The sequence below is a fragment of the Bradyrhizobium sp. 76 genome (genome assembly GCF_023073025.1).
In the GTDB taxonomy this organism is placed as follows: domain Bacteria; phylum Pseudomonadota; class Alphaproteobacteria; order Rhizobiales; family Xanthobacteraceae; genus Bradyrhizobium.
This window is the reverse complement of sequence record NZ_JADPIS010000015.1, coordinates 938,678-961,704: the sequence shown is the minus strand read 5'-3', so window position 1 is coordinate 961,704 and position 23,027 is coordinate 938,678. Positions and strand designations below refer to the sequence as shown.

General features: G+C 58.8%; 17 protein-coding genes. 6 read left to right on the top strand and 11 right to left on the bottom strand.

Annotated features, from left to right (window positions below):
- Positions 1–276: 276 nt before the first annotated feature.
- Positions 277–987, bottom strand: a complete 711-nt coding sequence (locus IVB48_RS05540) for a hypothetical protein (protein ID WP_247398091.1) — start codon at positions 985–987, stop codon at positions 277–279.
- Between the two features lie 616 nt (positions 988–1,603).
- Here IVB48_RS05540 and IVB48_RS05535 point away from each other — a divergent pair.
- A complete protein-coding gene (locus tag IVB48_RS05535) occupies positions 1,604–2,074 on the top strand; it encodes a hypothetical protein (RefSeq protein WP_247398090.1) in 471 nt (156 codons plus the stop codon).
- Positions 2,075–2,255: 181 nt separating this feature from the next.
- On the opposite strand, the gene IVB48_RS05530 is transcribed toward IVB48_RS05535, so the two are convergent.
- The 4 genes from IVB48_RS05530 to IVB48_RS05515 form a co-directional block, all read right to left on the bottom strand.
- A complete protein-coding gene (locus tag IVB48_RS05530; RefSeq protein ID WP_247398088.1) occupies positions 2,256–2,522 on the bottom strand; it encodes a recombinase family protein in 267 nt (88 codons plus the stop codon).
- A gap of 482 nt (positions 2,523–3,004) precedes the next feature.
- Positions 3,005–3,538 (bottom strand): hypothetical protein, encoded by a 534-nt coding sequence (locus tag IVB48_RS05525; protein WP_247398086.1) that lies wholly within the window; start codon positions 3,536–3,538, stop codon positions 3,005–3,007.
- 456 nt (positions 3,539–3,994) lie between these two features.
- Positions 3,995–4,606 (bottom strand): hypothetical protein, encoded by a 612-nt coding sequence (locus tag IVB48_RS05520; RefSeq protein ID WP_247398082.1) that lies wholly within the window; start codon positions 4,604–4,606, stop codon positions 3,995–3,997.
- A gap of 454 nt (positions 4,607–5,060) precedes the next feature.
- Positions 5,061–5,693 (bottom strand): class I SAM-dependent methyltransferase, encoded by a 633-nt coding sequence (locus IVB48_RS05515; protein ID WP_247398080.1) that lies wholly within the window; start codon positions 5,691–5,693, stop codon positions 5,061–5,063.
- Between the two features lie 227 nt (positions 5,694–5,920).
- Between IVB48_RS05515 and IVB48_RS05510 the strand changes: the two genes are divergently transcribed.
- Positions 5,921–6,067 (top strand): hypothetical protein, encoded by a 147-nt coding sequence (locus tag IVB48_RS05510; RefSeq protein WP_247398078.1) that lies wholly within the window; start codon positions 5,921–5,923, stop codon positions 6,065–6,067.
- A gap of 444 nt (positions 6,068–6,511) precedes the next feature.
- Here IVB48_RS05510 and IVB48_RS05505 read toward each other — a convergent pair whose 3' ends face one another.
- Complete coding sequence (locus IVB48_RS05505) at positions 6,512–7,216, bottom strand: recombinase family protein (RefSeq protein WP_247398075.1); 705 nt, start codon at positions 7,214–7,216, stop codon at positions 6,512–6,514.
- 334 nt (positions 7,217–7,550) lie between these two features.
- On the opposite strand from IVB48_RS05505, the gene IVB48_RS05500 reads away from it, so the two are divergent.
- Entirely contained in the window at positions 7,551–7,802 is a 252-nt protein-coding gene (locus IVB48_RS05500; protein ID WP_247398072.1) for a hypothetical protein, read from the top strand.
- 381 nt (positions 7,803–8,183) lie between these two features.
- Positions 8,184–8,357: a hypothetical protein gene (locus tag IVB48_RS05495; RefSeq protein WP_247398070.1), complete on the top strand. Its 174-nt coding sequence runs from the start codon at positions 8,184–8,186 to the stop codon at positions 8,355–8,357.
- 377 nt (positions 8,358–8,734) lie between these two features.
- Here the strand turns inward: IVB48_RS05495 and IVB48_RS05490 are convergent, their stop codons facing one another.
- The 3 genes from IVB48_RS05490 to IVB48_RS05480 form a co-directional block, all read right to left on the bottom strand.
- Positions 8,735–9,724: an ATP-binding protein gene (locus tag IVB48_RS05490; RefSeq protein WP_247398069.1), complete on the bottom strand. Its 990-nt coding sequence runs from the start codon at positions 9,722–9,724 to the stop codon at positions 8,735–8,737.
- A 151-nt stretch (positions 9,725–9,875) separates the two neighbouring features.
- Positions 9,876–10,544: a DUF4145 domain-containing protein gene (locus IVB48_RS05485; protein WP_247398067.1), complete on the bottom strand. Its 669-nt coding sequence runs from the start codon at positions 10,542–10,544 to the stop codon at positions 9,876–9,878.
- An 84-nt stretch (positions 10,545–10,628) separates the two neighbouring features.
- Positions 10,629–11,477 carry an ATP-binding protein gene (locus tag IVB48_RS05480; protein ID WP_247398065.1) on the bottom strand — a complete coding sequence of 283 codons (849 nt, stop codon included), beginning with the start codon at positions 11,475–11,477 and terminating at the stop codon, positions 10,629–10,631.
- Between the two features lie 81 nt (positions 11,478–11,558).
- Here IVB48_RS05480 and IVB48_RS05475 point away from each other — a divergent pair, with 81 nt between their 5' ends.
- Complete coding sequence (locus tag IVB48_RS05475) at positions 11,559–11,897, top strand: hypothetical protein (RefSeq protein ID WP_247398063.1); 339 nt, start codon at positions 11,559–11,561, stop codon at positions 11,895–11,897.
- Positions 11,898–12,729: 832 nt separating this feature from the next.
- Here IVB48_RS05475 and IVB48_RS05470 read toward each other — a convergent pair.
- Both IVB48_RS05470 and IVB48_RS05465 read right to left on the bottom strand, forming a co-directional pair.
- Complete coding sequence (locus tag IVB48_RS05470; RefSeq protein ID WP_247398060.1) at positions 12,730–13,497, bottom strand: response regulator transcription factor; 768 nt, start codon at positions 13,495–13,497, stop codon at positions 12,730–12,732.
- Entirely contained in the window at positions 13,472–15,073 is a 1,602-nt protein-coding gene (locus tag IVB48_RS05465; RefSeq protein ID WP_247398059.1) for a sensor histidine kinase, read from the bottom strand. Before IVB48_RS05465 ends, IVB48_RS05470 begins: the two co-directional genes overlap by 26 nt.
- A gap of 740 nt (positions 15,074–15,813) precedes the next feature.
- Between IVB48_RS05465 and IVB48_RS05460 the strand changes: the two genes are divergently transcribed.
- The gene (locus IVB48_RS05460; protein ID WP_247398057.1) at positions 15,814–22,968 is read left to right on the top strand and encodes a peroxidase family protein; all 7,155 of its coding nucleotides are present in this window, start codon (positions 15,814–15,816) and stop codon (positions 22,966–22,968) included.
- Positions 22,969–23,027: the final 59 nt, after the last annotated feature.

Here is a 23,027-nt window from a genome sequence, read left to right as displayed (position 1 = left end):
CATAGATATTTCGGGTGCCTATCTTGGCACCGGAGCAACGAACCGCATCATCCCGTATCGCGCAATCGGGTAGTCGGTTGTCGTGCTTAGCCGGTTCCAACATCGGAATTACTTAATGCGGTGCCGTCAGGCCACTCTACATTTGATGCGTAGCTCACTAAGCGCTCATCTCCCGCCTGTCTTCCTCGTCCTCTTTCGCTCGCTCAGCGCCGCTCAGCTTTTACGCGGTGTCGATAATCCCAGACGTTTGGCGCTAAGATGAACGCTTCACGGAAATTATGCAGACAATCTTGCGGTGGAGAATAGCGGAATTTTCAATGCCGCTTTCGACAGGTATTTGCGGACGCCGCCATTAAGCTTGCGCTTCATCAAGCCGAGTAGCCCAAGCCCCAGCCCAACAGCGAACAAATAGAAAGTGGACGGGAGTGGAACTGGCGAAACGGAGACCACCGAAAAGGTTGCCGAACTTGAGAAGTTAGCGAAGCCGGCCTCGCCGAACGTGAACCTGCCGTCATATCCCGAACTGGTTTGCGCGAGACTGAAAGTCGCGGGAGCACCAAAAGCCGCCCCCTGTTCAAAAACAGAAATATGGCCTGGTGATAGACCGAGCGTTGTGGAAGTCGCACTGAAACCGAAAACAGCGGCACCAGGGGTTATCGTCGTGGTAAAAATCGGATCGTCTGCCCCACCCGGTCCAAACCCCACCAAAGTGTACGTGACATCTAGCTGGTCTGCTTGGACGCCAACGCTCTGCGCTGGACTGAGTGGTCCATTAAACGTGCTGCTCGTTATCGGACCGACGGGTTGATAAAAGGACGTGATAAGGAAAAAATTAGACGGAATAGGCCCGCCATTCGAGGATGTGACCTTGGCGAAACCAACGATTAGATCTAGCGAGTAGTCGAAAGGTCCGCTCATTAAAGACGATGCGGATGCGCAACTCGGTAGCAAAAATGCCGCAGCTACCACTGCCTCAATTCTCTTCACTTCAGCCCCTCCAGTGCGAAGGCTGAAGTTTCACACTTCAAGCATGGGTTGAGTCAATCGTATCAAGTTGTTTCTGACTGAATTTTGTCCCTTGACTTCTTCATGCATCCACTCCCTTCGGGCGCAGCCCCGTGGCGGTTCAGGCGACAATCTGGTGCCGCGTTGACATCCTGCGTAGTGGTTGAAATATTACGGATAGAGTTACCTAAGCGTGAGGATCATGTGTGACTGATCCAGTATCAATTGAAGACTGGATTGCGTTGGGCCGAACCCATCGTCTGGCTGCAGAACGTCTCAGTAAAAGCCGACATACATCGCAACAGGCTGTGTTCCATGCTGGGTTGGCCGTTGAATGCTTAATCAAGGCCTTAATAATTAGGGTTGAGCGCCTGAATGCATGGCCATCACGATCTGCTCGGCCAGAAGTCTACACTCACAACTTGAGATCCCTTTCGGCTGTTGCCAAAATAGCGTTGCTGCCTACCTCGCCCTGCGCTGCCGAATGGTCGGTTGTGCTACAGTGGGATAGAAATCAGGGCTATGATCCAGATCCAATGCCACGATCTGTCGCAAAATCCTTCCTGGAAGCGGCCTTCGGCCAAGACGGAGTATCAAAATGGTTGAAGACACAGATCCGTTGAGGTTATCGGAGCAGCAGAAAAAAGCAGGCGCTGAATTTCTGAGTGCTATGCAAAAACTTGGGCTCGATCCGGAGTGTCTCTTTTGGGCGTTTGACTTTGAAGTTGGGCACCATGTTCTGCTTATGGCGACAAGCGCTTACGAGTTGGCCGGACCATTGGCAATCTCGAGAACTATTTTCAAGGCGTACAACGCCTCAGCAACTCCGAAGGATATTGATCCTTTCGTTCTTAGGTTTCACAGCCTTCATCATAATTTTATTAGGGCGACCGCTGTTACCCGCGAGCACGACGTGGTTGATCCTTTAAACCGGACGTACTTTGGATCCCGCGATATGAAATGGCACCCGGATTGGTTCTACAAATTTGCTATTAAGAAGCCCGGCGCCGCCGTAGTCGAACAGAGGTGGAAGCGCTACGAAAAGAAGATTGAACGTTTGGCTGCTTAAATCAATGGCTCACTGGGAAGCTCGACCATGTCCTCGCCGCTACATGCCTTTGCCGAAGAAAAGAGCACTTCGCGCCGGATTGGCAATCAGCGATGGAGGTGCTGATCGTGGTTGCGGAACCTGGCGGCCAGCGATGCCCGGAGGAGGGTCTCCTTTCGGCTAGTGGCGTCGATTTGGCCCGTCACGCCAGCATCGATCGCACCGACGAAGGCGAGAACGTCGCGCCGCGCTCGTTGCGATGGCCGAGTTTGACAAGTTCGGCCGCGATATCACGAAGGGAAAGGCCGTCGTTCTCCAGCCGTTTCGCTGCGGCGATCATTGCCGCGATCTTCCTGCCCTCGTCCGAGTCCTCACCGCTTCTCTCGAGCCAGCTCTTACGACTCTCCACCTTGCAGCCTGTTTTACGCCGCTTGCGCTCGCGCGCGCCTCGCAGCTTGGCAACCGTCATGGCCTTGTCGAACTGCGCAACGGCGCCGAGGATTTGCCGAATTGAGCACAGCGGTGGGCGTGTCATCGACAAACTGATCGGGCGAGTCGGCGGCTAGGTAACGACACCGATCAAAGCGCTGCGCGCATTCCTTGTTCAGGCCGCGCGAGCCAAAGGTGCCGATCCATTGACAGACGGTCGGTCGGTTCTCACATTCGAGCCATACCAGAAGAAAAGGATAAGGGGAGGGGATCCAGCCCCGCCTCCCGCGGTGGCGCTGGAGTCTACATCGAGGGCGAGCTCGGTGCCTATCATCTCTTGGCAATGCTGGCCGACACGGAAGCTCGGGGAATGCCGGGTGTGAAGATAATCGGCGTGCACTTTCAGGGCGCCGATCAAGGCTTCGCATTGGATGACCTGATCGTAAAGCGATCCATTCGCAATAGTAAAATGTCCGGTTGAAGTCAGGCCGTTTCCTTCGAAAGTTGATGAGCACCCTGAAGCTACTTCCTCGAATTGCCAGGCGGCGATAGCGCCTGTTGAAGAATGGGGTGCCAGCGACGCCGATCCCGGTACGCTAATATTAAGGCTGGGCGAAGTTTTCTCTCATATGAGTCTGCGGCGGTGCTGAACAATTTCAAACAGTTTTCTAGGTGTAGTTTAAAATCTGGCGGCATCACCTGGTGCTCTTCAAGTCGGTCCAACGTAAATGCCTCCATTAGACAATTTGCACCATACCAAAATTCTTGAACGCAGGTTGCTGCCGACTGGCCCTTTACCAGTTCGTCGACTATCGCTTTCGTGTCGGGATTAAACCTCTCCTTTTGGCTATCGACACTGAATGGATAGATGAACGTTCCAGTGACGTGAGACGGCACTCCTTGGAAAGAGGTGCTCAGAATAACAACTTTGAACTTGGCGAATGTGTACTCAACCCAATTAAATGAGGGGCTTCGCGGCACATTGAAGTTCATGTCGGGGCTGCCGACCAGCACACTGTGAATGAACATTTGAAGATCGGGATTGTATTGGTTCACAGTGACAATCTTTGTCGATGTGCGGCTCGCGTCTTTGGGGATGTACCGATTTCCTTCTAGGTTGGTGCATCTCCTAATATAAGTCAGACAGAAACCCGTTTTCTTCTTTATGGCATCGGTTAGAAGGTGCCTCGGAACGGGGGCTCCGTTGGCGACCGTTTGGGTCAGGTGGATTAGATTATAGGTATCGCTGTTCGAAGTGGTATGGATCGACATTTTATGAGCCAAGGTCGGGATTAGCTCGGGACCATGGCCGATGTGTTCAGCCGACTTCATCACCAGAGTTAGTCGTCCGCAGGGTTCCTCGCTGATCGAAAAGAGCTCCCGTGGCTCCCCTCTTACGTCAACACAAAATCTAGTTCTGTTTCGTGGCATTTGATGAACTCAAGCGAGTATTCGCTGCCACCGTGCAGTCCCTTTGATCGGCGCGAGCGCGCTAGCCGCAGGGGCTTTTCGCTATTCTGAAATAACCAGATTGTGAATCGATTTTTTGCGGTGACAAAAACCAACCGCGCCCAGGGCAAGAATCGCGGCGCCGAAGAGCGGCAAAGCAGACGGCAGTGGGACAGCCGAAACTGTCTGGGACTGGGATGTTATTGCGAAATCGAACGTCCGGCCGAACGCTCCATTTGTAACAGTAAACTGTCCTGTCGACGTTAGGCCGTTTGCTCCGAAAGTTGACGAGTAATACAGCTCCGCGAACGTCTCACTAGAGAATGTAAAATCGCCTTTTGTTATCATTCCCGTTGAGAAGCCTCCTGCAACAGGGATGATGCTTCCAAAATTGCCCGTAAGTCTCCCCGTGACTCCTCCGATTGTGATGTCGGCAAATCCAACATCATAGGGGGTGGGCGGAGGCACAGAATAGAACGTCTCGGTTATCTGAAACGGTGTGCCGACCAACGAATGAGCCCCAAAAATCGTTTGCTCTGTAAAAGTATAGCCTGGGAAGAGCGGCGGAAAGAACGTGGTATCTGCGGATACATATCCAGAAAACGAAAAAAACGACGAAGCGTGTGCGGAGTGCACGCAAAAAAGAGACAAGAACAAAATTATTAGACGTTTCATGTGGCCCCCGATCATTCTAATTGAAGGGCGCCCGCAAGGGTTGAGTCAATTGTATAAAATATGTATAGGCCAGCAAAACCTATTGACCCGGGAGCGTTCCAATCACCTTCAAAGTAGCGGGTGCAGGTGTCTGGCTCACTCCCTCAGGGATGTCGGCTCGCTCTCTTCAAGGGACTGCGGTCGTGACTCGCGGTCCGGCCGCGCCCTTTTAGGCTCGATGAGGCACGCTCCAAGCGCCAATCCGAATGGATTTGCTGCGTCATCGAAGAATGGCCGGATGCCGACGAGATATGAGACGTGAGATAGAAGCGTGCTCGCGAGCAAGGGTGATGATCACCCCAGCCCAAATCACGAGTTTCGGGCCGAACATAAGACATCCCTCCGGGGCGGAGGACGTTAGCAATTTGGTATGTCGATTGGGTCGGCCAGACGCAGCAGACGCTCGCGGCGTGCGTTAATTCGATTTCTTCAAAATGCCCATCCCGTATTTGTACAAAGGCGGCTGGCCGAGTTCGAGCATGTACTGCTCATAACCGACGCGGGCCTTGTACCACCCGCCATCTTCGCAGTCGTCCACCAAAATTATTCCGCCAGCACTCAGCCGCGGCAAGATCCGCTTGAGTCCCAGATAAATCGGCTCAGACAGATCGACATCAAGCAGGCATGCAGAGAGGGCGTCGGGCAAATCTGTATCTGGTAAAGATGCGATGTCGCCCTGAATGATGGCTACGTTCTCGCCTCCATGTCTGTTCAGCACCCATCGTGTTAACTTGGGTGAATTTGCCGAAAAATGATGCTGCACAGATGCAGCGTTGTCGGTCTTTACCTGATTTTCCACAAATCCTGAAAAGGTGTCGTACGCGCTGTATTTCTTTTTGATGCCGAGGTTCGCCATCATCTTGGCGGTAACGGCCGACGTTCCGCCCAAATAGCACCCAACTTCGATAACTTCGCCAGGCACATCCGCCGTATCGATCACAGTCTGTTTCCAAAGAAGAAGCCGCTCTGGCCGGATCATGATAGGTGGATATCGATAGATCAGAGGGCGGATTACATTTTTTATGGCGAGTTTTGCTGGGCCGAACATCACGATCCCTTCATCAAGCGCTGTTCGAACGTAGATTCAACCTCCAGTTTGGACAACTCCGAGCATTGGCGCGTCGCGAAAAAACCTTCTTGACAACTATTAACGCCGCATGATTCCGCGGCGGCGAGGGTGGTCAATGGCCATCTCTCAGGGTCAGCGCGGAAGTGCCGACCCTTCCAAACAATCGGCCCGCGCGAGCCGCTGATCGCGCCAAGGTAAAATCGAACATGCTCCGCATCGTCAGGCTGCCGGCGAGCTATCCGGTAACCCTGGCCGAGGCCAAGGCGCAGCTGCGCGCGACCGACACCAGCAACGACGTGATGATCAGTCGCGGCCAGCGTTGCAATCCTGATTGCCCACCATCGACGATGTGAATCCGCCGCCCACTACCTCTCTGCGGGGCGTCAATCGCGCCAATCTTCAGGCAGAGTGCATGGGCGAACATGAATACCGGAAGCAATCAGAAACCATATAATGGCGTGCCCTTTCGCGATCTTGCGCAAACTCCCGGTTCGGATCTGTCTCGCGGGTGTGAGGAACTACAGAAGAGACTTGGCTTGGTCGGGTGCGCTTGACTGCCCGGCGCAATAGCTGTTTGACCGTTGCTTCGTGCTTTAGCAGCCTCCTGTTTCAGTAAGACTTCGTCAAACAACTTACCGGAATTTGAGAGGCTAGGGATCATATGCCCGCCGGTTCACGCTTGCGGGTTTTTGTTGCCCTGCGTTGGTTCCTCGATCTAGGCTGGTCTCAACCACGAGATGGTCGTGGCGACAGGTATTGTGAAGTGGTTTACAGGACGCTGTCCTCGATGTTGCGTGTCACGCCAGAATCGATCGCACGGACGAAGGCGAGAAGGTCGAGCCGCGCTCGTTGCGATAGCCGAGCTTGTCAAGTTCGGCCGCGATTTCGCGAAGCGATAGGCCATCGTCCGCTAACCGCGTCGCCGAGGCGATCATCGCTGCGATCTTCCTACCCTCGTCCGAGTCCTCGCTGCTTCTCTCCACCCAGCTTTTGCGACCTTCAACCTTGCCGCCTTTCTTGCGTCGCTTGCGTTCTCGCGCGCCTCGCAACTTGGCAACAGTCATGGCCTTGTCGAACTGAGCAACCGCGCCGAGGATTTGCCGGATCAGCACAGCGGTGGGGGTGTCATCGACAAACTGATCAGGCGAGTCCGCGGCGATCAAGGTGATGCCATCCGCCTGTAGTCGCTTCCATCCCGTCTCTTGCACGATCAGATCGCGGGCGAAGCGATTGGCAGTCTCCACGATGATCGTGCGAACGCCGTTACTTGCGATTTTTTGAAGGGCGGCCATGAAGCCCGGCCGCACATCGATCATGTCGCTTCCCGCCACGGCGGGATCGTCAAACCAGGCGGCGATCTTGTACCCAGCCCGGTTGGCGTGCGCTTGGATAGCCTTCCGCTGGCGAACCAAGCTGTCCTTGTCCTCGCCGACATTAGAGGCCGAACTCGTTCTCGTGTAACCGATTGCAGCCTTCCGTTGGCGTTTCTCCTGATCTGACATCGACTTGGCCCGAGCTTGTACAGATATCTTGAGAAATCGCGCCTTCGGCGGCGGCGGAGCGTCGGCCCGCATACGGATTGTAGGCTCGTCAATGAGGGTAGGGGACTAGTCAAGAAGGCGTCGGCGGAACGGGGCTCCTCCAAATTCAGAGTCCCAAGTGGATGAAATCTGGACCAAATTCAAGGGACCGACTAGAAAGGCTCGCACTTAACTGCGGTGTGAAGCTACGGATACTAGTGACGACGCCCACAGCCGGCCGCGAAAAGTGGTGCAGGAGCTCGCCGCGCGGCCGGCGACCCAAGTCATTAGGAGTGCGGCTTCTCCGCGTGTCTTGATGAGCTCATTCGGCGTATGTAGCGCGCTTCGTCAGCCGCGAACGTCGGCCCGCATTGCTGAGCCAGGCGGCAAGCCGAATGCGTTCGCCTTCGGGGTGGCGCGCCTGCTCGGCCAGCATGTTGGTGAGGAACAGCTGCGCCGCCGGGCGCGGCTGATCCAGGATCTGATGCAGACGGTCGGACCGCTGGTCGGCGTCGCGGCGACGGCTGTCGGCTCGATCTACGCCGGCTTGAAGGGGCTGCTCGGGTAGCTTGGGAGAGCGCGGCAAATAAAGGATATTAGCATTACGCCCGAGACAAGCCCGATTGCTGCGCGGGGTCGCGTGTCCCATTGCGAGCGGACGCCGGGAGCTTGCGTCCTAGGACTTCTTCGATCTCGGCGAACGTCAGCCGGACGATCGGTCCGGGCTCGCTCAACAGCCGTACATGCAGTGCGTTGTAAACGGACTTTCGAGAGTTCATGGCCTGAGAGCCGGCAAGTGTAAAACGCTTGCATCATGGAGCATCCGACGGGGCGCCGCACTGGATTACAGGTATTCGGACGGAAACTGCGATCGGGGGCTTTGTCGTTCCGCTTACTGACGAGCGGAACGGTAAGGGTGATGGGAAGTTACGGGATCGTAGGAGATGCTGTGTCCCAATCAAACGCCGACCGGTTCAAGAGCAAGGCTGAGGAATGCCGCCGTCTGGCAGCGGAAGCCGAGGGCGACGGGGACAAGGAAGGCTGGCTGCGTCTCGCGGCCGAATGGGACAAGTTGGCCGAGAGCGCAGCTGCTGCCGGGGGCATCTTCAACCGCTACGAGTAAATCGCCTTAAGGTGGCCCTAGCTCGTTGGCAGTTCCTTGCCCTGCGTCAGCAGCGTCAGCGGTGGGAATTGAGCCTTCACGCTACTCGCGGTGGATCACCGCTCCTCCGCACCAAAATAGCCAACACGTTGCGCTAACAGCGATTACCAGATGAAAAGTTTCGAACAACGTGAGTAGCCACGGTCACAAGCTACGAACTTGTTTGCCTAACTGCACCGATATTGCCTTCACCAAAAAGGCGGAACTTGCCAAAGCCCGCATCCACTGCATCATGTTTGGCTGCAACCTGGAGCGGAGAGGGGCACGCCTTCCTCCTGCTGGATGATGGAAGGGTGCTTGTATGAGGTCGTTCCGTTCAGTGCGGTTGGCTCTGGCAACTAATCATCACTCCATCCATATGGATGGGTGCGCGGCGTGCGCCTCTCTTTGGGTGACACCAGCTTGAGTTGCCCTGTCCTCGCGACAATCAACCATTCCTCTGTGGTCGTGAAGCCAGGTGCTTGGATGCTGGTTTCGAGGTAGATGTTTCCGCCTTCCAGAACTTCGATCGGGATCTGAACGGGCACGACGCCGGAGTGCTGCTCGACTTCGCCATCCTTAAAGATCGGGAGGTCGGGTGGAGAATTGATGACACGCCGGAAGATTCTCATCTTGGGGCGGGGAGCCTCGTCCCGCTCGCCGATCGATTTGAACGGACCGACTTGGAAGGGTATCGGCAAGTCGTAGTCAACGAAGAAATCGACCACGACATGATGAGCGGGCGTCGGGGATTTGTTTAGGACGACACAATGCAGCATGACTGTCTCGGAGTTCTGCGTACCTTGATCGACGCGGGGAGTGTGGGTCTTTAGTCGTCCATCGAACCATAGCTCAGTGTAGAGGTCTGGTGTCGTTGACCGGCGCATGATGTCGCGGATCTCGTAGTCATGCATCGGGACCGATTGCAAATCGAAGCGTTTGTAGTACTTCCCGTCTGGGGCCTGGTGCGGGCCAGTCTGGGTCTGCGGTACTGAGATCACATACCCGAACTGGCCGGTGCCCATATCGATTCGGGCGGTCTGGACGCCATTCATTCTCGGCTGGACACGAGAATTGAGCACTTGGTCGATCCACTCTCGGGTAACCTTTGGATCGATCACGCCGTCATCTACGCGGCTGGGCTTCTTAGTGACCTTGTCTTCTTCCACGCCATACACGAGTTGACCGCCGGCGGAATTGGCTAGAGCGGTGACGTCCTTGCAGAGTTCGTCCGGGCCTTTGCCGTCGCGGGTAAGTGCAGGCGATGCCTTATAATCAAGAGTGAGGCTCTCTTCTAAGCCCTCATCGACAAGCCGTTGAAGGTCGCCCTTAGCTCTGAGATCTAGCATGGAACACGGCCTCGATAGAGGTCAGGGGAGCTTGGCTGACTTTTTTGACGTCTTGCTGAGCGTCGAAGTCATTTTCTTTGCCAGCTTGTTGATTTGGTCGGACTTTTTATCGATCAGCTCGCCGAGCGCGTGTTCGTAGATCTCGAATGCGTCAAAGCATCTCGGTTCTAGTAAGGGTGTTGTTGTGGGTACCGAGGTTACCAGCGATGCGCAAAGCATGAAGATGTTCCTTGTGGACAATCGCGCCAGTTGTTGAAATGAATTTGTCGATCCGCGACGACAAATCTAGGGGCTTTAGTTTACCTGGGGCAGCAGGCTTCTTCGGATCTTTGGCACGCCTGAACCTGGCTACCTTGAAGTGATCCATCAGCCTTTCGACACTGGTTCTGATCTTTGTCGCACAGGCTCCGAAGTCGCTCCAGAACAACTGGAATGCGAGCTCCATTTCCGATCGTACCTCGGACGGTAGTTTCTGTGGCAACGTTATAATGTGCGGAGCCGGGTACATGCTCATCGGTTCAAGAAAGCCGGCGAACTGCCAGTCGCCATCATCGTCATAGTTTGGTTCTACGGAAATCCTTCCGGAGACAGCTACGATGTCCCCACACTTCGAGCATGAAAGTAGGCAGACGAATTTCTCATCTGACCACTCAGGCTCCCATTCCGGAGACTTCTTATTGTTTTTGGAGGAACGGGTTTCCTCGATGTGTAGCGTGTCTTTGACAATGCCAAGAAAGGGCTTGCTGCACCTCGGGCACGGAAAATGGGGAATCTCGGTGGGTAGAAAAGATGCGTGCCAAAGCGTGCGATCGACTGCCATGACTTTCCTGAATTTCAAAGCTAGAGCATGCTTAAAGGGAACAAAAAGAAGGCAGTTTTTGATCGAAGCGACGCACGCGAAAATTTACGGCTCTTGGTCGAGAATGTTGCTGAGATGCGCACGGATTTCATCCGACAGCTCTCGGATAGCAACTAAGTCTCCCCTCAAACTTGCATCGATGATAACGGCAACGCCGCCTCTGGCCTCCACCTTCGAGTTGTAGCTATCGACGTTCTGTATGATCTCGCCGACCGCGTTTCTCATGTATCGGGTCATCAGCACGAGTACCGCACCGGCCGACCGTAGATCGGGCGATACGCCGATCACAGCCTTATTGGCATCTATATGCGCCATTCCCGCGCCTGCTCTCGCACTAGCAGCGGTCCCGAGCCGGGAGATCTCGATGTAAAGATCAAATGCCGCACCGTACTTGCGGCCGTACTCTATGCCGCGCCGCATGAGGTCGCGAACCTCATAGTCTTCCATCGACTCGGCTTTGAAGTTGTACCGTTTGTAGTATTTGTGCTCTGGCCCTTGGTGCGGACTGCGAGACTTCGCCTGGGGAATCTCGATGACGTATGCCACGCGCCCGGCGTTCTTGCTCTCCAGGATCACCGGTTTAATGTAGAGGTCCTCAATCTTAGGATCTATGTTCGCGGTCAGAATATTTTCGAGCCATTCCCTTTTGAGCTGGGCTGCGTCCACGCCATCATCGGTCCCCTCTGGAAGATGCCCTCGCTCCTTCATGCCATAGATGATGATGCCGCCCGACGAGTTAGCCATTGCCGAGACATCCTTGAACAGCTCGCTCTTTTGGTGATCGGTGTTCCCGAGCGCCCGCGAGTCTTTATATTCGAGCGTAAGGCTTTCCATGATTTGCCCCCGATGCAGCTCATCGAGATCACTCTCATTCCATTCACGAACCGGCCGCATGCAGAAAGCTCCCTTTGCGAGCGTCTTACAGGATTATCCGACCCTTGTCTCATAGGTTGTTGATCAGGCAAGATGCCCGCTGTGGATACGGCGCAAGCAATGATTTATATGCTCGGCCAGCGTGTTGTTCGCAGCGCCGGCGGCAGCCTTTTGGGGAGTATTGCCCCGTTGGTCAATCTCCCGGATCTGAGCGGTGTCATACGGGATATTGATAACTTAGGGCGGTTTCATTCAGCCATGAACAAAATCGCCAAGTTAAACGCTATAGCGGCAAGTTGCGCGTTTCTTTCTGCACTGTTGCAAGCGATAACAATGGTCCTCGTTAATGGAGTGCGCCGCCGAGTTGACGAAGACGATAAAGCTCTATGCAACAGACTCGGCGGCTCTGGAGCTATCGACGAGCTCGCGAGCACGGAGTAGCTGGGTCAAGATCTGGCGAGCGGAGTAGGGGCGGCGAACGGCGCGGCTGGAATTGTGGAAAGCTGTGATCGAGACGTAGCTATACGCTACCGGCTCCATGGAGAGGCGAGTTACTCGGGCTCTCTTGCCTGGGCGAGGATATCCACTCCTCCACATCCTATGGGCGATAGTATTGAAGTCTCGATCGAATCCTGACCAGCGGAGAGGTTCGCTTCGACAAGCTACGGTGCAAACCTACGCATCACCAAACGGCTCATACCATCGGAGAGCGATCGGTCGACCTCAACTTGAAAAATTCCCGGGATCGGCAGCGCGGACGCCGCGCCACGGCTGCTAGCCCATCACCATGGCATGGTCGCCGGGTGCCGATGCCGACACGCTCCGAAGCGGGAGCAGCAGGGGATGGCAGCTAACGTCAGAAGCATAATCATCTTGAAATCGTGTATGTAGCTGATGATGGTGGCCTGTTGCTGGATGTCATAGGACAAGCGGTGGCGCGTGTGTCGTTAATGGCTGGGATAAGGGAGCCAAGGTGGAATCAATGCCCGGCGACCACTCGGTCCCGTCCGCCTTGCGGCGGTCGAGACTTCAATTGGGACCGCACCAAGCAGACATGCTTTCAGAACAACAGCGACCAATTTTCTGATCTGGGGCCGAAGGCGCAGAAGTCCCACTTGCTTGGGCCAGCGAGTAAGGTGACTCCAACTGGCTGCGGTGTTGGTCTCCGTAAGACATTTGGTCCACTACCCGCGTGGGCCTTAGCATGAGGCGCTGCCCAGGTGATCTAACGCCAGCGCAGCGCGGTTCGCAGCGTGATATGGATTGTCATCCTTCAAGCGTGTTGGCCGGACTGGCGCATCCTCTGATACGCCATGACCGCGGACACGCGGTTGGTCGCGCCGCACTTCTGCATGATGCTGCTCATGTAGTGCTTGACGGTCTTTTCGCTGATCTTGAGCTTGTCGGCGACCATCCTGTTGGTGGCGCCGCTCTCGACCTCTGCGATGATCTGGAGTTCGCGATGGCTGAGGCCGACCTCGATCGATGCCGCCTCCTTCTGTTGAACCGCCGAAAGTAGCCGCGCCGCGAACTCCGGCGAGACGAACGATGTCTCGTTCTTGAACACCGCCCAGATCGCCGCTTTCAATTCGCTCGCGCTGACACCCTTCAGGATGTAGCCATGCGCGCCCGCGTTCAGGGCGGCGATGCCAGTCTGCGGATCGTCGCAGGCAGTGAGTATGACGCAGTGCGTTCCGGGAAATTCGACGCACAGCTGCTTGAGAGTTTCCAGGCTGTCACCTGGTATTCCGAGATCGAGAACGAGGATGCTCGGGCGATGCGTTTTTGCGATTTCCAGCGCGTCTGCCGTTGAGGCGCCTTCGGCTACGACCTTGAAGCGAGCCTCCGCCCGAAAAACGGCGGCCAGTCCTTGGCGATAGATCGGATGATCGTCGACGATTGCAATAGTAGCCTGCCCACTGGAGTTTTCCATATGCGTACTCTCACAAATAAAAACGCTGCAGAAAAATGGCAGTCTAGAATGTTGCGAGCATAGGCCTCGTAAGGATAAAGTTTCAATCACTTTTGATGGGTCGGGCATCTCTCAGGTGTTCGTCGTCAATTCCGGCGATGGAACTTCGGAGATGCAGCTCGCAAGAAATCTCCGTGCCTTGGCCCAGATTGGAGATCACGGAGAACGTCCCGCCCAGTGCTCTCACTCTGGAGGCCATACCCATAATCCCAAGACCTGATAGGGGCTTGGCGGTCGTGCCGGAAAAGCCGCATCCGCGATCGCGCACCGAGAGCCGCAGCGTCCCGGCGCAGTAATTAACCATTACGGTCTGGCGATCGCTCCCCGAATGCTTGAAGGCATTGTTTAACGCCTCCTGCGTCACCCGAACGACGCAGCGTACGGCGTCGCGAGGCAGTCTCTCAGGCACCCCGGTCATCTCGAAATCGACGATGGAGGCGGCGCGGCCTTCATGTGCACGTATGATTTTCCGGAGCATCTGAGCGAGGTCGCCGCTGTCACCAAGATCGGGAAGAAACAGATCGGCGGCGATCGCGCGCAGCTCCTTGAGCGCGTCCTGGAGGGCGCTCCGGAATTCCGTCAGGAGCGCTCGCGCTTTGGGTGTCCGGCCGCCCAGCTCCTGCTCGAGACCTTCGATCCGCAGCAGCGCGAAGGATATCAGCTGCGCGGGGCCGTCGTGGAGCTCGGTTCCAAGGCGGGTATGGACAAGATCGTCGATGCGGGCGGCCGTGCGAAGAGCATCTTCCGTTTCGGATTTCAGAATGTCGTTCTTGCGATGCAGCAATACTTTCTCCCGGAATCGCTGCTTGATGGCCGAGCGCTGCCTTTTGATCGTCGTGCTTCCCCGGTGGACGACGACGAAGAGGGCCAAAAGGGTGACGAGACCCACGGACCCGACCACCAGCCAGGCGCCGCGGATGGCGCTGGCCTGGTCGCGGAGAAGCGCGCCGGCGTCTTCGTAGATTTCGGCGACCGCGACGATCCTTTCCGTCTCGTTCTTGTAGAGAGGCAGGAACATCTCGTAGAGCGGCTTCGACAGAGAGCGTTCGAATTCGCTGTCATCATCCTGAAGGTCGGCCATGCCCGCACGAATTTCTCCTTGCAGCGAAGGCGTGAGGTCCGTCGCCGTAAATCTTCTTCCGATTAGCGCCTTTTGCGTGCTGTACACGATGGTACCGTCGCGCGCCCATATCTTGACGGAGGCGACATGCCGTCTGGATTTGAGCAACTCGGCGACGCCATCGAGGCGGCGGAGGTCTTCCGCACTAAGTGTGCCTCCACCGTCCATCGACTGAACGTACGGCTCCACGAAATTCGTCATGTACAGCGCGGCGGCGCCACTCGTTCCGCGCAGAACGCCATCGGCGATACGATTGCCGACCCATCCTCCGACTGTCGCCACAGAAAGCGACAGCACCAGCGAAGACAGCAGTGCGAACTGCTCGAAGAGCGACCTTCGACTCCACCAGCAACGCAATCGAGGTCGGCGAATGCCGGTGGTTCTTCCGGTTGCCCTCGATGGGACGTCTTCAGCGGCCGGCTCGCGTTCGTTGATTCTCAAGGAAGCAACTTCGATGCGCCGAATGCGCCGATCATCTACACCAGCGCCAGAGGCTTCCTCACTTGGTGGATTCTTGGCGATCATTCTCTAGCAATGCCATCGATGAACTGATGCTCAAATAGCAGCATTATATGCTCCAATCGGATCGGCTTTCAACGTTCCGTATGAACATGGTGGAGATCGCACGCGAATCCATCGCCAGCCATTGGGAAGTCACTCGTCGATTGCTTTCCACCGCCGATGGGCCGGTCTGCCGAAAGGCCCAGCTGGCTCGGACTTAAGTCCGAAGGCGGGGGCATTGGTCCCGCTGCGGCACGTTCAACCATCGCCGAGGGATTTTTTAGGTATCGGTTAATGCCTCCTAGGTCATGCGGCGCGGGCCGCAACGCACAATCCTCTAGCGGCAGCGCTCCGCCCGCCTCGGCGACGTTCCCAACATCGGGGAAAGCCGGCCGACACCGCTCTAGCTCCTTGAGCGCCTCCTGCAAGACAGTGCGCAGCTGTTGCAGCAGCACACACCCACACGCCCACCCCAGCGATTGAATGTCATCACTAGGGAAAACGCCGCGCAAGTGCCGGAATGGCGACTCTCATAAACCCGGATCTGGCGGACCAAAGGCCTCACCGCGTCGGACTTTGGTCGGATGGCCATATCGGACTTTCCTGCCTGCCGACTACCCCGTTCGGCCCCAAAATTCGCTCGACTTCCGCACCTACCCGGGCCGCCCCGGGCGGTCATGATGGCCTCGAGAGAATCCGCCGATCGGGCAGCAACAGTCGACAGGCCCGCGTCGGAGCATCGTGCAACGTAAGGGAGACCGAACATGCCCTCTTCGAAGCCTTTCGTCATCACCATGGGCGACGTTAACTATCTGCTCGACCAGTTGCGCGATGCGATAAAAATCGTGCGCTTCGACGCGAACGGTCAGCCGATCTATGGTTACGTGGACTCAGCCGGCGTCTCTCACGATCTCGGTTTGTTCGGCACCTTCGATCCGCTCGCCGTAACGGATGCGGTAACTGGGCTTTCGATTTACGACGGCGCGCGTGAGGCCAGTGGGTTCCGCCTTCCCACGGGCTTCTTCAACAACTTGGTAAGCGTCACGTCATGGACCTGGGGGGCAACCAACGACCCGTTCCCCCGCCTTACGGCCGCCGACTACAACCATTACGTCGAGCAGTCGCTAACTAATCCCGCACTCGCGACGTACGGGGCCGCGCACCCATCGTTTGTGCCTGTCGCCGACAACAGCACCAACTACGCCGATCTGAACAAGACGGTCGTGGACTACACGCCCCGCATGATCACCCAGACGATCAGTTCGTCCTACGGGGACCACGCCACTGGCGTGGCGGAGAGCGCGCTGACTCGCATGGATGTGGCAACCGACACGATCACGGAGGTCGTCACGGCAAGGGACGGAACCACTTCCACTCAGACCGAGACGATCGTTCGCAACGTCAACACGCTGCCCGGCGATCCGTCCACGAGTGGCATCTTCACCCTGTTCGGCCAGTTCTTCGATCACGGCCTGGACTTCATCGACAAGGGCGGCCAGGGCTCCAAGATCGTGATTCCGCTGGCGCCGGACGACCCGCTCTATCGCGCGCCCAGCGGGCAGGACCCGGGCAACACCACGATCACTATCTCGCGGGCCACTCCGGACGGCTACACGGTGACAGACCAGCACGGTCGACCCGTCTCAATCGCCGGTCCCGACGGCCTCTGGGGCACGTCCGACGACGTCAAGGCGCCAGGCGGCGACGGCGTCTACGGCACCGCCGATGACGTGCATGGTGCCATGGTCAAGCCGACGACCACAAGCTACACCAACCATACCTCGCCCTACATCGACCAGTCGCAGAGCTACGGCTCGAACACCCAGACGACCAACCTGCTGCGCGAATGGGTACAGGATCCCAATACGGGCGTGTACCGTCCGGGGGCCGAACTGCTCGATGGCCACCGCACCCAAGCCTATAACAGCCAAGTCTTTGACGACGCGAGTCCCACCGGACTAGGCGTCGGCACCACCACACGCACAGTGCCCACCCTCAACGAGATGCGCGAGCACATCCGGGAGACCGGCCGCGCCGACTTGACGTGGGATGACATAAACAATCTGCGGGCCCGCGACGACCATGGCCAAGTGGTCGACACCAACGGCGCTGCGGTAGGCGGCTTCGTCTACACCGGCGAGGCGCTGCTGCTGGACATGAACCCGCGATTCGATACAGCGCGCCTCCAGCCGAACGACGGAAACGCCGCCACGGTCTGGGATACCAACGAAGCCGCAAAGGTCACGACGGCGATCGCGTACATGAACTCTCATATGGCGGACGTCGGCCGCTCCGGCGACGTGCTGGGTTTCGCCATCGACCCGCAGACTGGACTCAACGCGCTGCAGCTTACCCTGGGCTCCTCCCTCAACATGGGGCCGGGAAGCACGCTACCGGCAGGCACAGTGCTCCACGGCGCCTTCGCGCTGGCGCCCTGGGTCAACTTCTCTAATTTCAGCATCACCGTTACGGATCAGGGCTTCTACGGCGCGGTCGGCGAGATCATGATGGCCTCTGTTGGCGACCACTACATCGCCGGCGACGGACGTGCCAACGAGAACTTCGGCCTGACTGCGCTGCACCACGTGTTCCACGAAAACCACAACGTGCAGCTCGTCAACCTGGAGAACATGATCCTGACCTCGCCGGACGCCACGGCGCGCCACGGTTATCAGCTGGGCGTCGACGACGGCCATGGCGGATTCTTCCACGATCAGGCGGGTAACTATACCCTGACCGACCAGAGTGGAGTCGCGGTCGCCTCGATCGACAAGGTCTCCTGGGACCCGGACAAGATGTTCGAGACCGTGAAGCTGATCAATGAAATGGAATACCAGCACACCGCGATCGACCAGTACGCGCGTCTGGTGACCCCTGACCTTCCCGAGTTCGTCACCTATGATAGCGACATCAACGCGGACATTTCGCTGGAATATTCGCAGGCCGCCTTCAGGTTCGGCCACTCCCAGCTGCGCGAGACCATCGACTCCATCGATCCCAGCGGAATGGTCACCAAGTTCGCGCTGGAAGGCGCGTTCCTCAATCCGGAGCAGTTCGCCGCCGTTGGCGCCTCCAACATCCTGCGCGGCATGTCCCAGCAGGTCTCCAACGAGGTCGACGAGTTCGTCACGCCAGCGATGCAGCAGACCCTGCTGGGCCAGGCGCTGGACCTCGGCGCCATCAACATCGCGCGCGGCCGCGACGTCGGCATGCCGACGCTCAACGAGGTGCGCAAGCAGCTGCACGACGCGCTGGTCGCGGAGCGCGCCGCCGATCCGAACACGCCTCACCACTCCAACCTGATCGTCGACGCTCTCAACCCGTACACTAGCTGGGCCGAATACGGCTCCCAGATGCAGCACCCGGAATCGCTGGTCGATTTCATCGCTGCCTACGCCTTCGACGGCGACTTGACCAAGGCGCAAGAACTCATCGACATCGAGAGCGGCGTGATCGTTTCCGGGTCGGGAGCGCACGGATACACCATCGACGATGCGATCGGATTCCTCAACAACAACTACACCGGTCCGAACGCAGAACTGGCGACCGGCGAGGGCGCGTTCAACAACATCGACTTCTGGATCGGCGGCCTGGCTGAGCTCCACGTCTTCACCGGTCAACTCGGCACCACCTTCAACGCCATCTTCGAAGACCAGATGGAACGGCTGATGGACGGCGACAGGTTCTACTACATCTACCGCCTGCAGGACTCCCTCAACATCGACACCGACCTCGGCCACGCGATCGTGACCGAGCAGTTCAAGGACATCATCGAGCGCACCACCGGCGTCATGCACCTCAACGGCGACGTCATGGGCTATTCGGACAGCACGCTCGAACTGGCGCGGAAGGTGATGCCCGGGACGGCGCTGACCGCCGTGCGCGGGCAGGACATCTTGGACATCACGGGCAACCATGTGATGGCCAACCAGGGCGATCTGCAGTACGACCTCGGCCACAACCTCATCATGCAGGACTACAAGACCGCCCACGCCTATGGCGATGTCCTGGCGGCGAACGATGCCAACGGCATCCACATGGGCATCTACTCCGGGGTTGGCGGCGGAACCGCCGGCAACGGCACGGTCCTGCACAAGAGCAACACGGATCTCGGCTTCGTCAACCAGGCCTACATTGCCGACTTCCGGCCCGACTTGGGCGAGAATCCCGACGGCACGCCGGCCTCCGGCTACAACTCCCATGAGACGCTCGCGGGCACCGACTACAACGACTGGATCGACGCCGGCAACGGCGACGACACGGTCTACGGCGACAAGGGCGACGACGTTCTGGACGGCAAAGCCGGCGCCGACCATCTCTATGGCGGCGACGGTCAGGACGTGCTTTACGGCGGCGACATCGAGGACTTCCTCGACGGCGGCGAGGGCGACGACATCATCTATGCAGGCACCAGCGCCGGCGCGCTCGACGTCGTGATCGGCGGCGGCGGCAACGACAAGCTCTACGGCGAAGCCGGCATCGACGAGATCTACGGCGGGTCGGGCGATGACTACATCGACGCCGGCGGCGACACCGACCTGGCATTCGGCGATAGCGGCAACGACATCATGTTCGGCGGCGACGGGCCGGACGAACTGCGCGGCGGCCTCGGCGACGACATGCTGAGCGGTGGCTCGGGTGCGGACGTACTCAAGGGCGAGGGTGGCGACGACCTCCTGTTCGGCGGCATCGGCCAGAATGCACTCAACGGCGACAGCGACGAGCTGCTCGGCGACGTCGGCTTCGACATGTCGGTGTTCTCCGACACCAACATCGTGCTCGATGCGGCCGCGGACCTGCGCAACCAGAACCTGGTAGCGGCCGGCGGGGCCGCGCCCTACAATCCGTTCAGCCAGCTCTGGGCTGACCTCGAGGGCGTGGTGGGATCGAAATTCGCCGACAGGATCATCGGCGACGACGGCGACAACTGGCTGATCGGCGGCGGCGGCAACGATACCTTCGGCACAACGTTAGCGAACACCGACGGCCTCGTCGGTAGCGGCGGCAACGACGTCATTATCGGCGGGCACATCCGCCTCGACACGTTGATCGGCACCTACGGCGGCTATACGGACGGCTTTGATGCAAACGGCAATGCCACTCACAGCGTGACGGGGACCCTCACTGGCGGGCTCTTAGCCAACAGCGGCGCCGGCATCCACACGGAACTGTTCGCCAAGCACTACACCGACCTGTTGATGAGCGAGCGCAACAAGGACCTCGTTCTGGGCAAAGATAGCGGGGCGGACGGTACCTCGGACACCGTCATCCTCAGCGGTAACCGGCTCGACTACTCCATCGCCGCTATCAACTACGCCAGCGCCCACGAAGGCGCCGTGGTCGCCTACAAGATCACCGACCATGGTGGGCTCAATCCGGACGGCTCAGCCCGGGCGCCGAGCGACGGCACCGATCTGTTGATCGGAATTCACAAGCTGCAGTTCGCCGACGGCACTGTCGACGTCGACCAACTGGTCAACATTCCCGCCACCGGTGCGCCGGTCATCTCTGACGCGACCCCGACCGAAGGACAGCAGCTGACGCTCGACATCAGCAGCATCCAGGACGGGAACGGCTTCAATCCGGCGGCTCTGCACTATCAATGGCAGTCTTCGCCGAACGGCACGGCATGGAACGACATTGCGGGCGCCACCAACGCAGCCTTTACCCCGCAGGACGTTTCGATCCTCGGTTTCAACGGGCTCGACGCGCAGGCCGGCCTGCAACTCCGCGTCGTCGCGACCTTCACGGATGCGGGAGGTCACCCGGAAACCGTGATCTCGAATCCGACCGGCCCCGTCGGCGCGAACTGGTCCTCGCCGATCCAGGCGACCTTCAACGGCACCGCCGGCAACGACATTGCCAACGGTTCCAACACCATTTTCGGCTTCGGCGGCGCCGACACGCTGAACGGCAACGCCGGCGACGACATCCTCAACGGCAATGGCGGCAATGACACCATCAACGGCGGGGCAGGCAATGACACCATCAACGGCGGTGCCCAGACCGATACGGCCGTCTACGCCGGTCCGGTCGCCAACTTCACCCTTGCGGCCACGACCGCGGCCATCACCGTGACGGACAACACCGGGGCGGAGGGCACCGATACCGTCAGCGGCACCGAGCAACTCCGGTTCAACGGCGTGAACTACGGCGTCGTCACGGGTACCAACGCCAACAACGCCAACCTCAACGGAGCGGCGGGCACGACCGGATCGCAGGCCATCTTCGGCCTCGACGGCAACGACACTATGAACGGCGGCGCTGGCGACGACTATATCAACGGCGGCTCCGGCGCAGACACCGTGACCCAGACCGGATCGACCGGCGGGCATGATTTCGTCGATGGCGGCACGACGGCGCTCGACATCAACGGCCGCGACACCACGCCGGATACCTACGTGCTGAACGGAGTAGCCGGTGCCGAGACCTTCAGTATCTATTCCAACACCGACGACTGGGACGGTGCCGGGTCAGGGACGGCCAGCAGCGCAGCGCATTTCGGCTTCACCGGCCTGAATGCGAACACGGAGATCGTCGTCGCCCGCAACGGCGTGGTGATCGCCGAACTCGACAACATCGAGGAGATTGTCATCAATGCGGCGACCGTCACGTCGCCAGGCGGCGTCCCCCCGGGCGGCACCGGCACCATCGGTGGCGACACCGTCCAGGTTGTCGGCAATTTCACCGGCACCAGTTTGAACTACAGCACGATCACGGTGAACGGCGGCGCGGCCGCCGACACGGTCGACATCTCCGGACTGACGTCGGACCACCGCATCGTGTTCCACGGCGGGGGAGGTGACGATCAGGTGGTCGGGACGCTGCGGCCGCAGGACGTGGTCGACACCCAGACCGCTCAGCCTCCGGGCGACCAAGGCGGCGGCCAAGGTGGCTCCGGCGGCGACGGCCAGGACGGCAACTCCGGCGGCGACGATCAGCATTGTTCGTCGGGCGACCATCAGCACGACGGGCAGGGCGACCCGGATACGCCGCAACCTCCGGCGGTCAACCCGGGCATGGCTGAAGGCCAGATCGGAACCGCAGCCGCCGACGTGATGGTCGGGACGACCGGCGACGACGTCCTCAGTGGTCTCGACGGCGACGACGTGATCCTCGGCAACGACGGTGCCGACACGCTGAAGGCCGGCGCCGGAGACGACCTGGTGAAGGCCGGCGCAGGCGACGACGTGGTGTTCGGCAACGACGGCAACGACGACCTCTTCGGCGGCGCCGGACGCGACCTGATCACCGGCGACGGCGGTGACGACCGCCTGTTCGGCGACGCGGGCGACGATGCCCTGGAAGGCGGCGCCGGCAACGATACCGTCTACGGAGGGGCCGGCAACGACCGGATCATAGCGACCGTCGGCGACGGCAACGACACCTACTTCGGCGACACCGAGGAAGACACGCTGGACTACTCGGCGATCTCGGCCAACATCACGGCCGATCTCGGCAACGGCATCGGTCAGCACGGCAGCGTCGCGAGCGCGCAGAGCGGGACCGACCAGATCTTCGGGTTCGAGGACTTCATCGGCGGCTCCGGCAACGACACCATCGTGGCGAGTTCGGTGGCGAACGTCATGGACGGCGGTGCAGGCAACGACACCTACGTATTCGGCTCCGCGGCAGACGCCAACGGCGATACCATCAAGGGTTTCCAGCCGGGTGACAAGATCGACCTGTCGGCCATCGACGCCAATACGGGGGCGGCCGGCAACCAGTCCTTCGTGCTGTTCGCCGGCAACGTCTTCACCTCGGCCGGACAGGTCATTGTCACGCAGGAGGTGAAGGACGGCGCGGAGCACACCTTCGTCTCCGGCAACACCAACGGCGATACCGCGGCCGACTTCAAGATCGATCTCGGCGCCGGCAATCATGCGCTGACGACCGCCGACTTCAACGGCGTGCACTAGGTGCAACCGACCATCACCCGGGCGAACCGTCGCCCGGGTGAACGATGTCATCGAGGCCA

Coding starts and splice junctions, on each gene's coding strand:
- IVB48_RS05485 (WP_247398067.1), bottom strand. CDS start 10,544: ATGGCAGTCGATCGCACGCTTTGGCACGCATCTTTTCTACCCACCGAG.
- IVB48_RS05535 (WP_247398090.1), top strand. CDS start 1,604: ATGGTTGAAGACACAGATCCGTTGAGGTTATCGGAGCAGCAGAAAAAA.
- IVB48_RS05505 (WP_247398075.1), bottom strand. CDS start 7,216: ATGTCAGATCAGGAGAAACGCCAACGGAAGGCTGCAATCGGTTACACG.
- IVB48_RS05480 (WP_247398065.1), bottom strand. CDS start 11,477: ATGCGGCCGGTTCGTGAATGGAATGAGAGTGATCTCGATGAGCTGCAT.
- IVB48_RS05465 (WP_247398059.1), bottom strand. CDS start 15,073: ATGATCGCCAAGAATCCACCAAGTGAGGAAGCCTCTGGCGCTGGTGTA.
- IVB48_RS05520 (WP_247398082.1), bottom strand. CDS start 4,606: ATGAAACGTCTAATAATTTTGTTCTTGTCTCTTTTTTGCGTGCACTCC.
- IVB48_RS05510 (WP_247398078.1), top strand. CDS start 5,921: ATGCTCCGCATCGTCAGGCTGCCGGCGAGCTATCCGGTAACCCTGGCC.
- IVB48_RS05490 (WP_247398069.1), bottom strand. CDS start 9,724: ATGCTAGATCTCAGAGCTAAGGGCGACCTTCAACGGCTTGTCGATGAG.
- IVB48_RS05530 (WP_247398088.1), bottom strand. CDS start 2,522: ATGACGGTTGCCAAGCTGCGAGGCGCGCGCGAGCGCAAGCGGCGTAAA.
- IVB48_RS05500 (WP_247398072.1), top strand. CDS start 7,551: ATGAGCTCATTCGGCGTATGTAGCGCGCTTCGTCAGCCGCGAACGTCG.
- IVB48_RS05470 (WP_247398060.1), bottom strand. CDS start 13,497: ATGCCCGACCCATCAAAAGTGATTGAAACTTTATCCTTACGAGGCCTA.
- IVB48_RS05460 (WP_247398057.1), top strand. CDS start 15,814: ATGCCCTCTTCGAAGCCTTTCGTCATCACCATGGGCGACGTTAACTAT.
- IVB48_RS05515 (WP_247398080.1), bottom strand. CDS start 5,693: ATGTTCGGCCCAGCAAAACTCGCCATAAAAAATGTAATCCGCCCTCTG.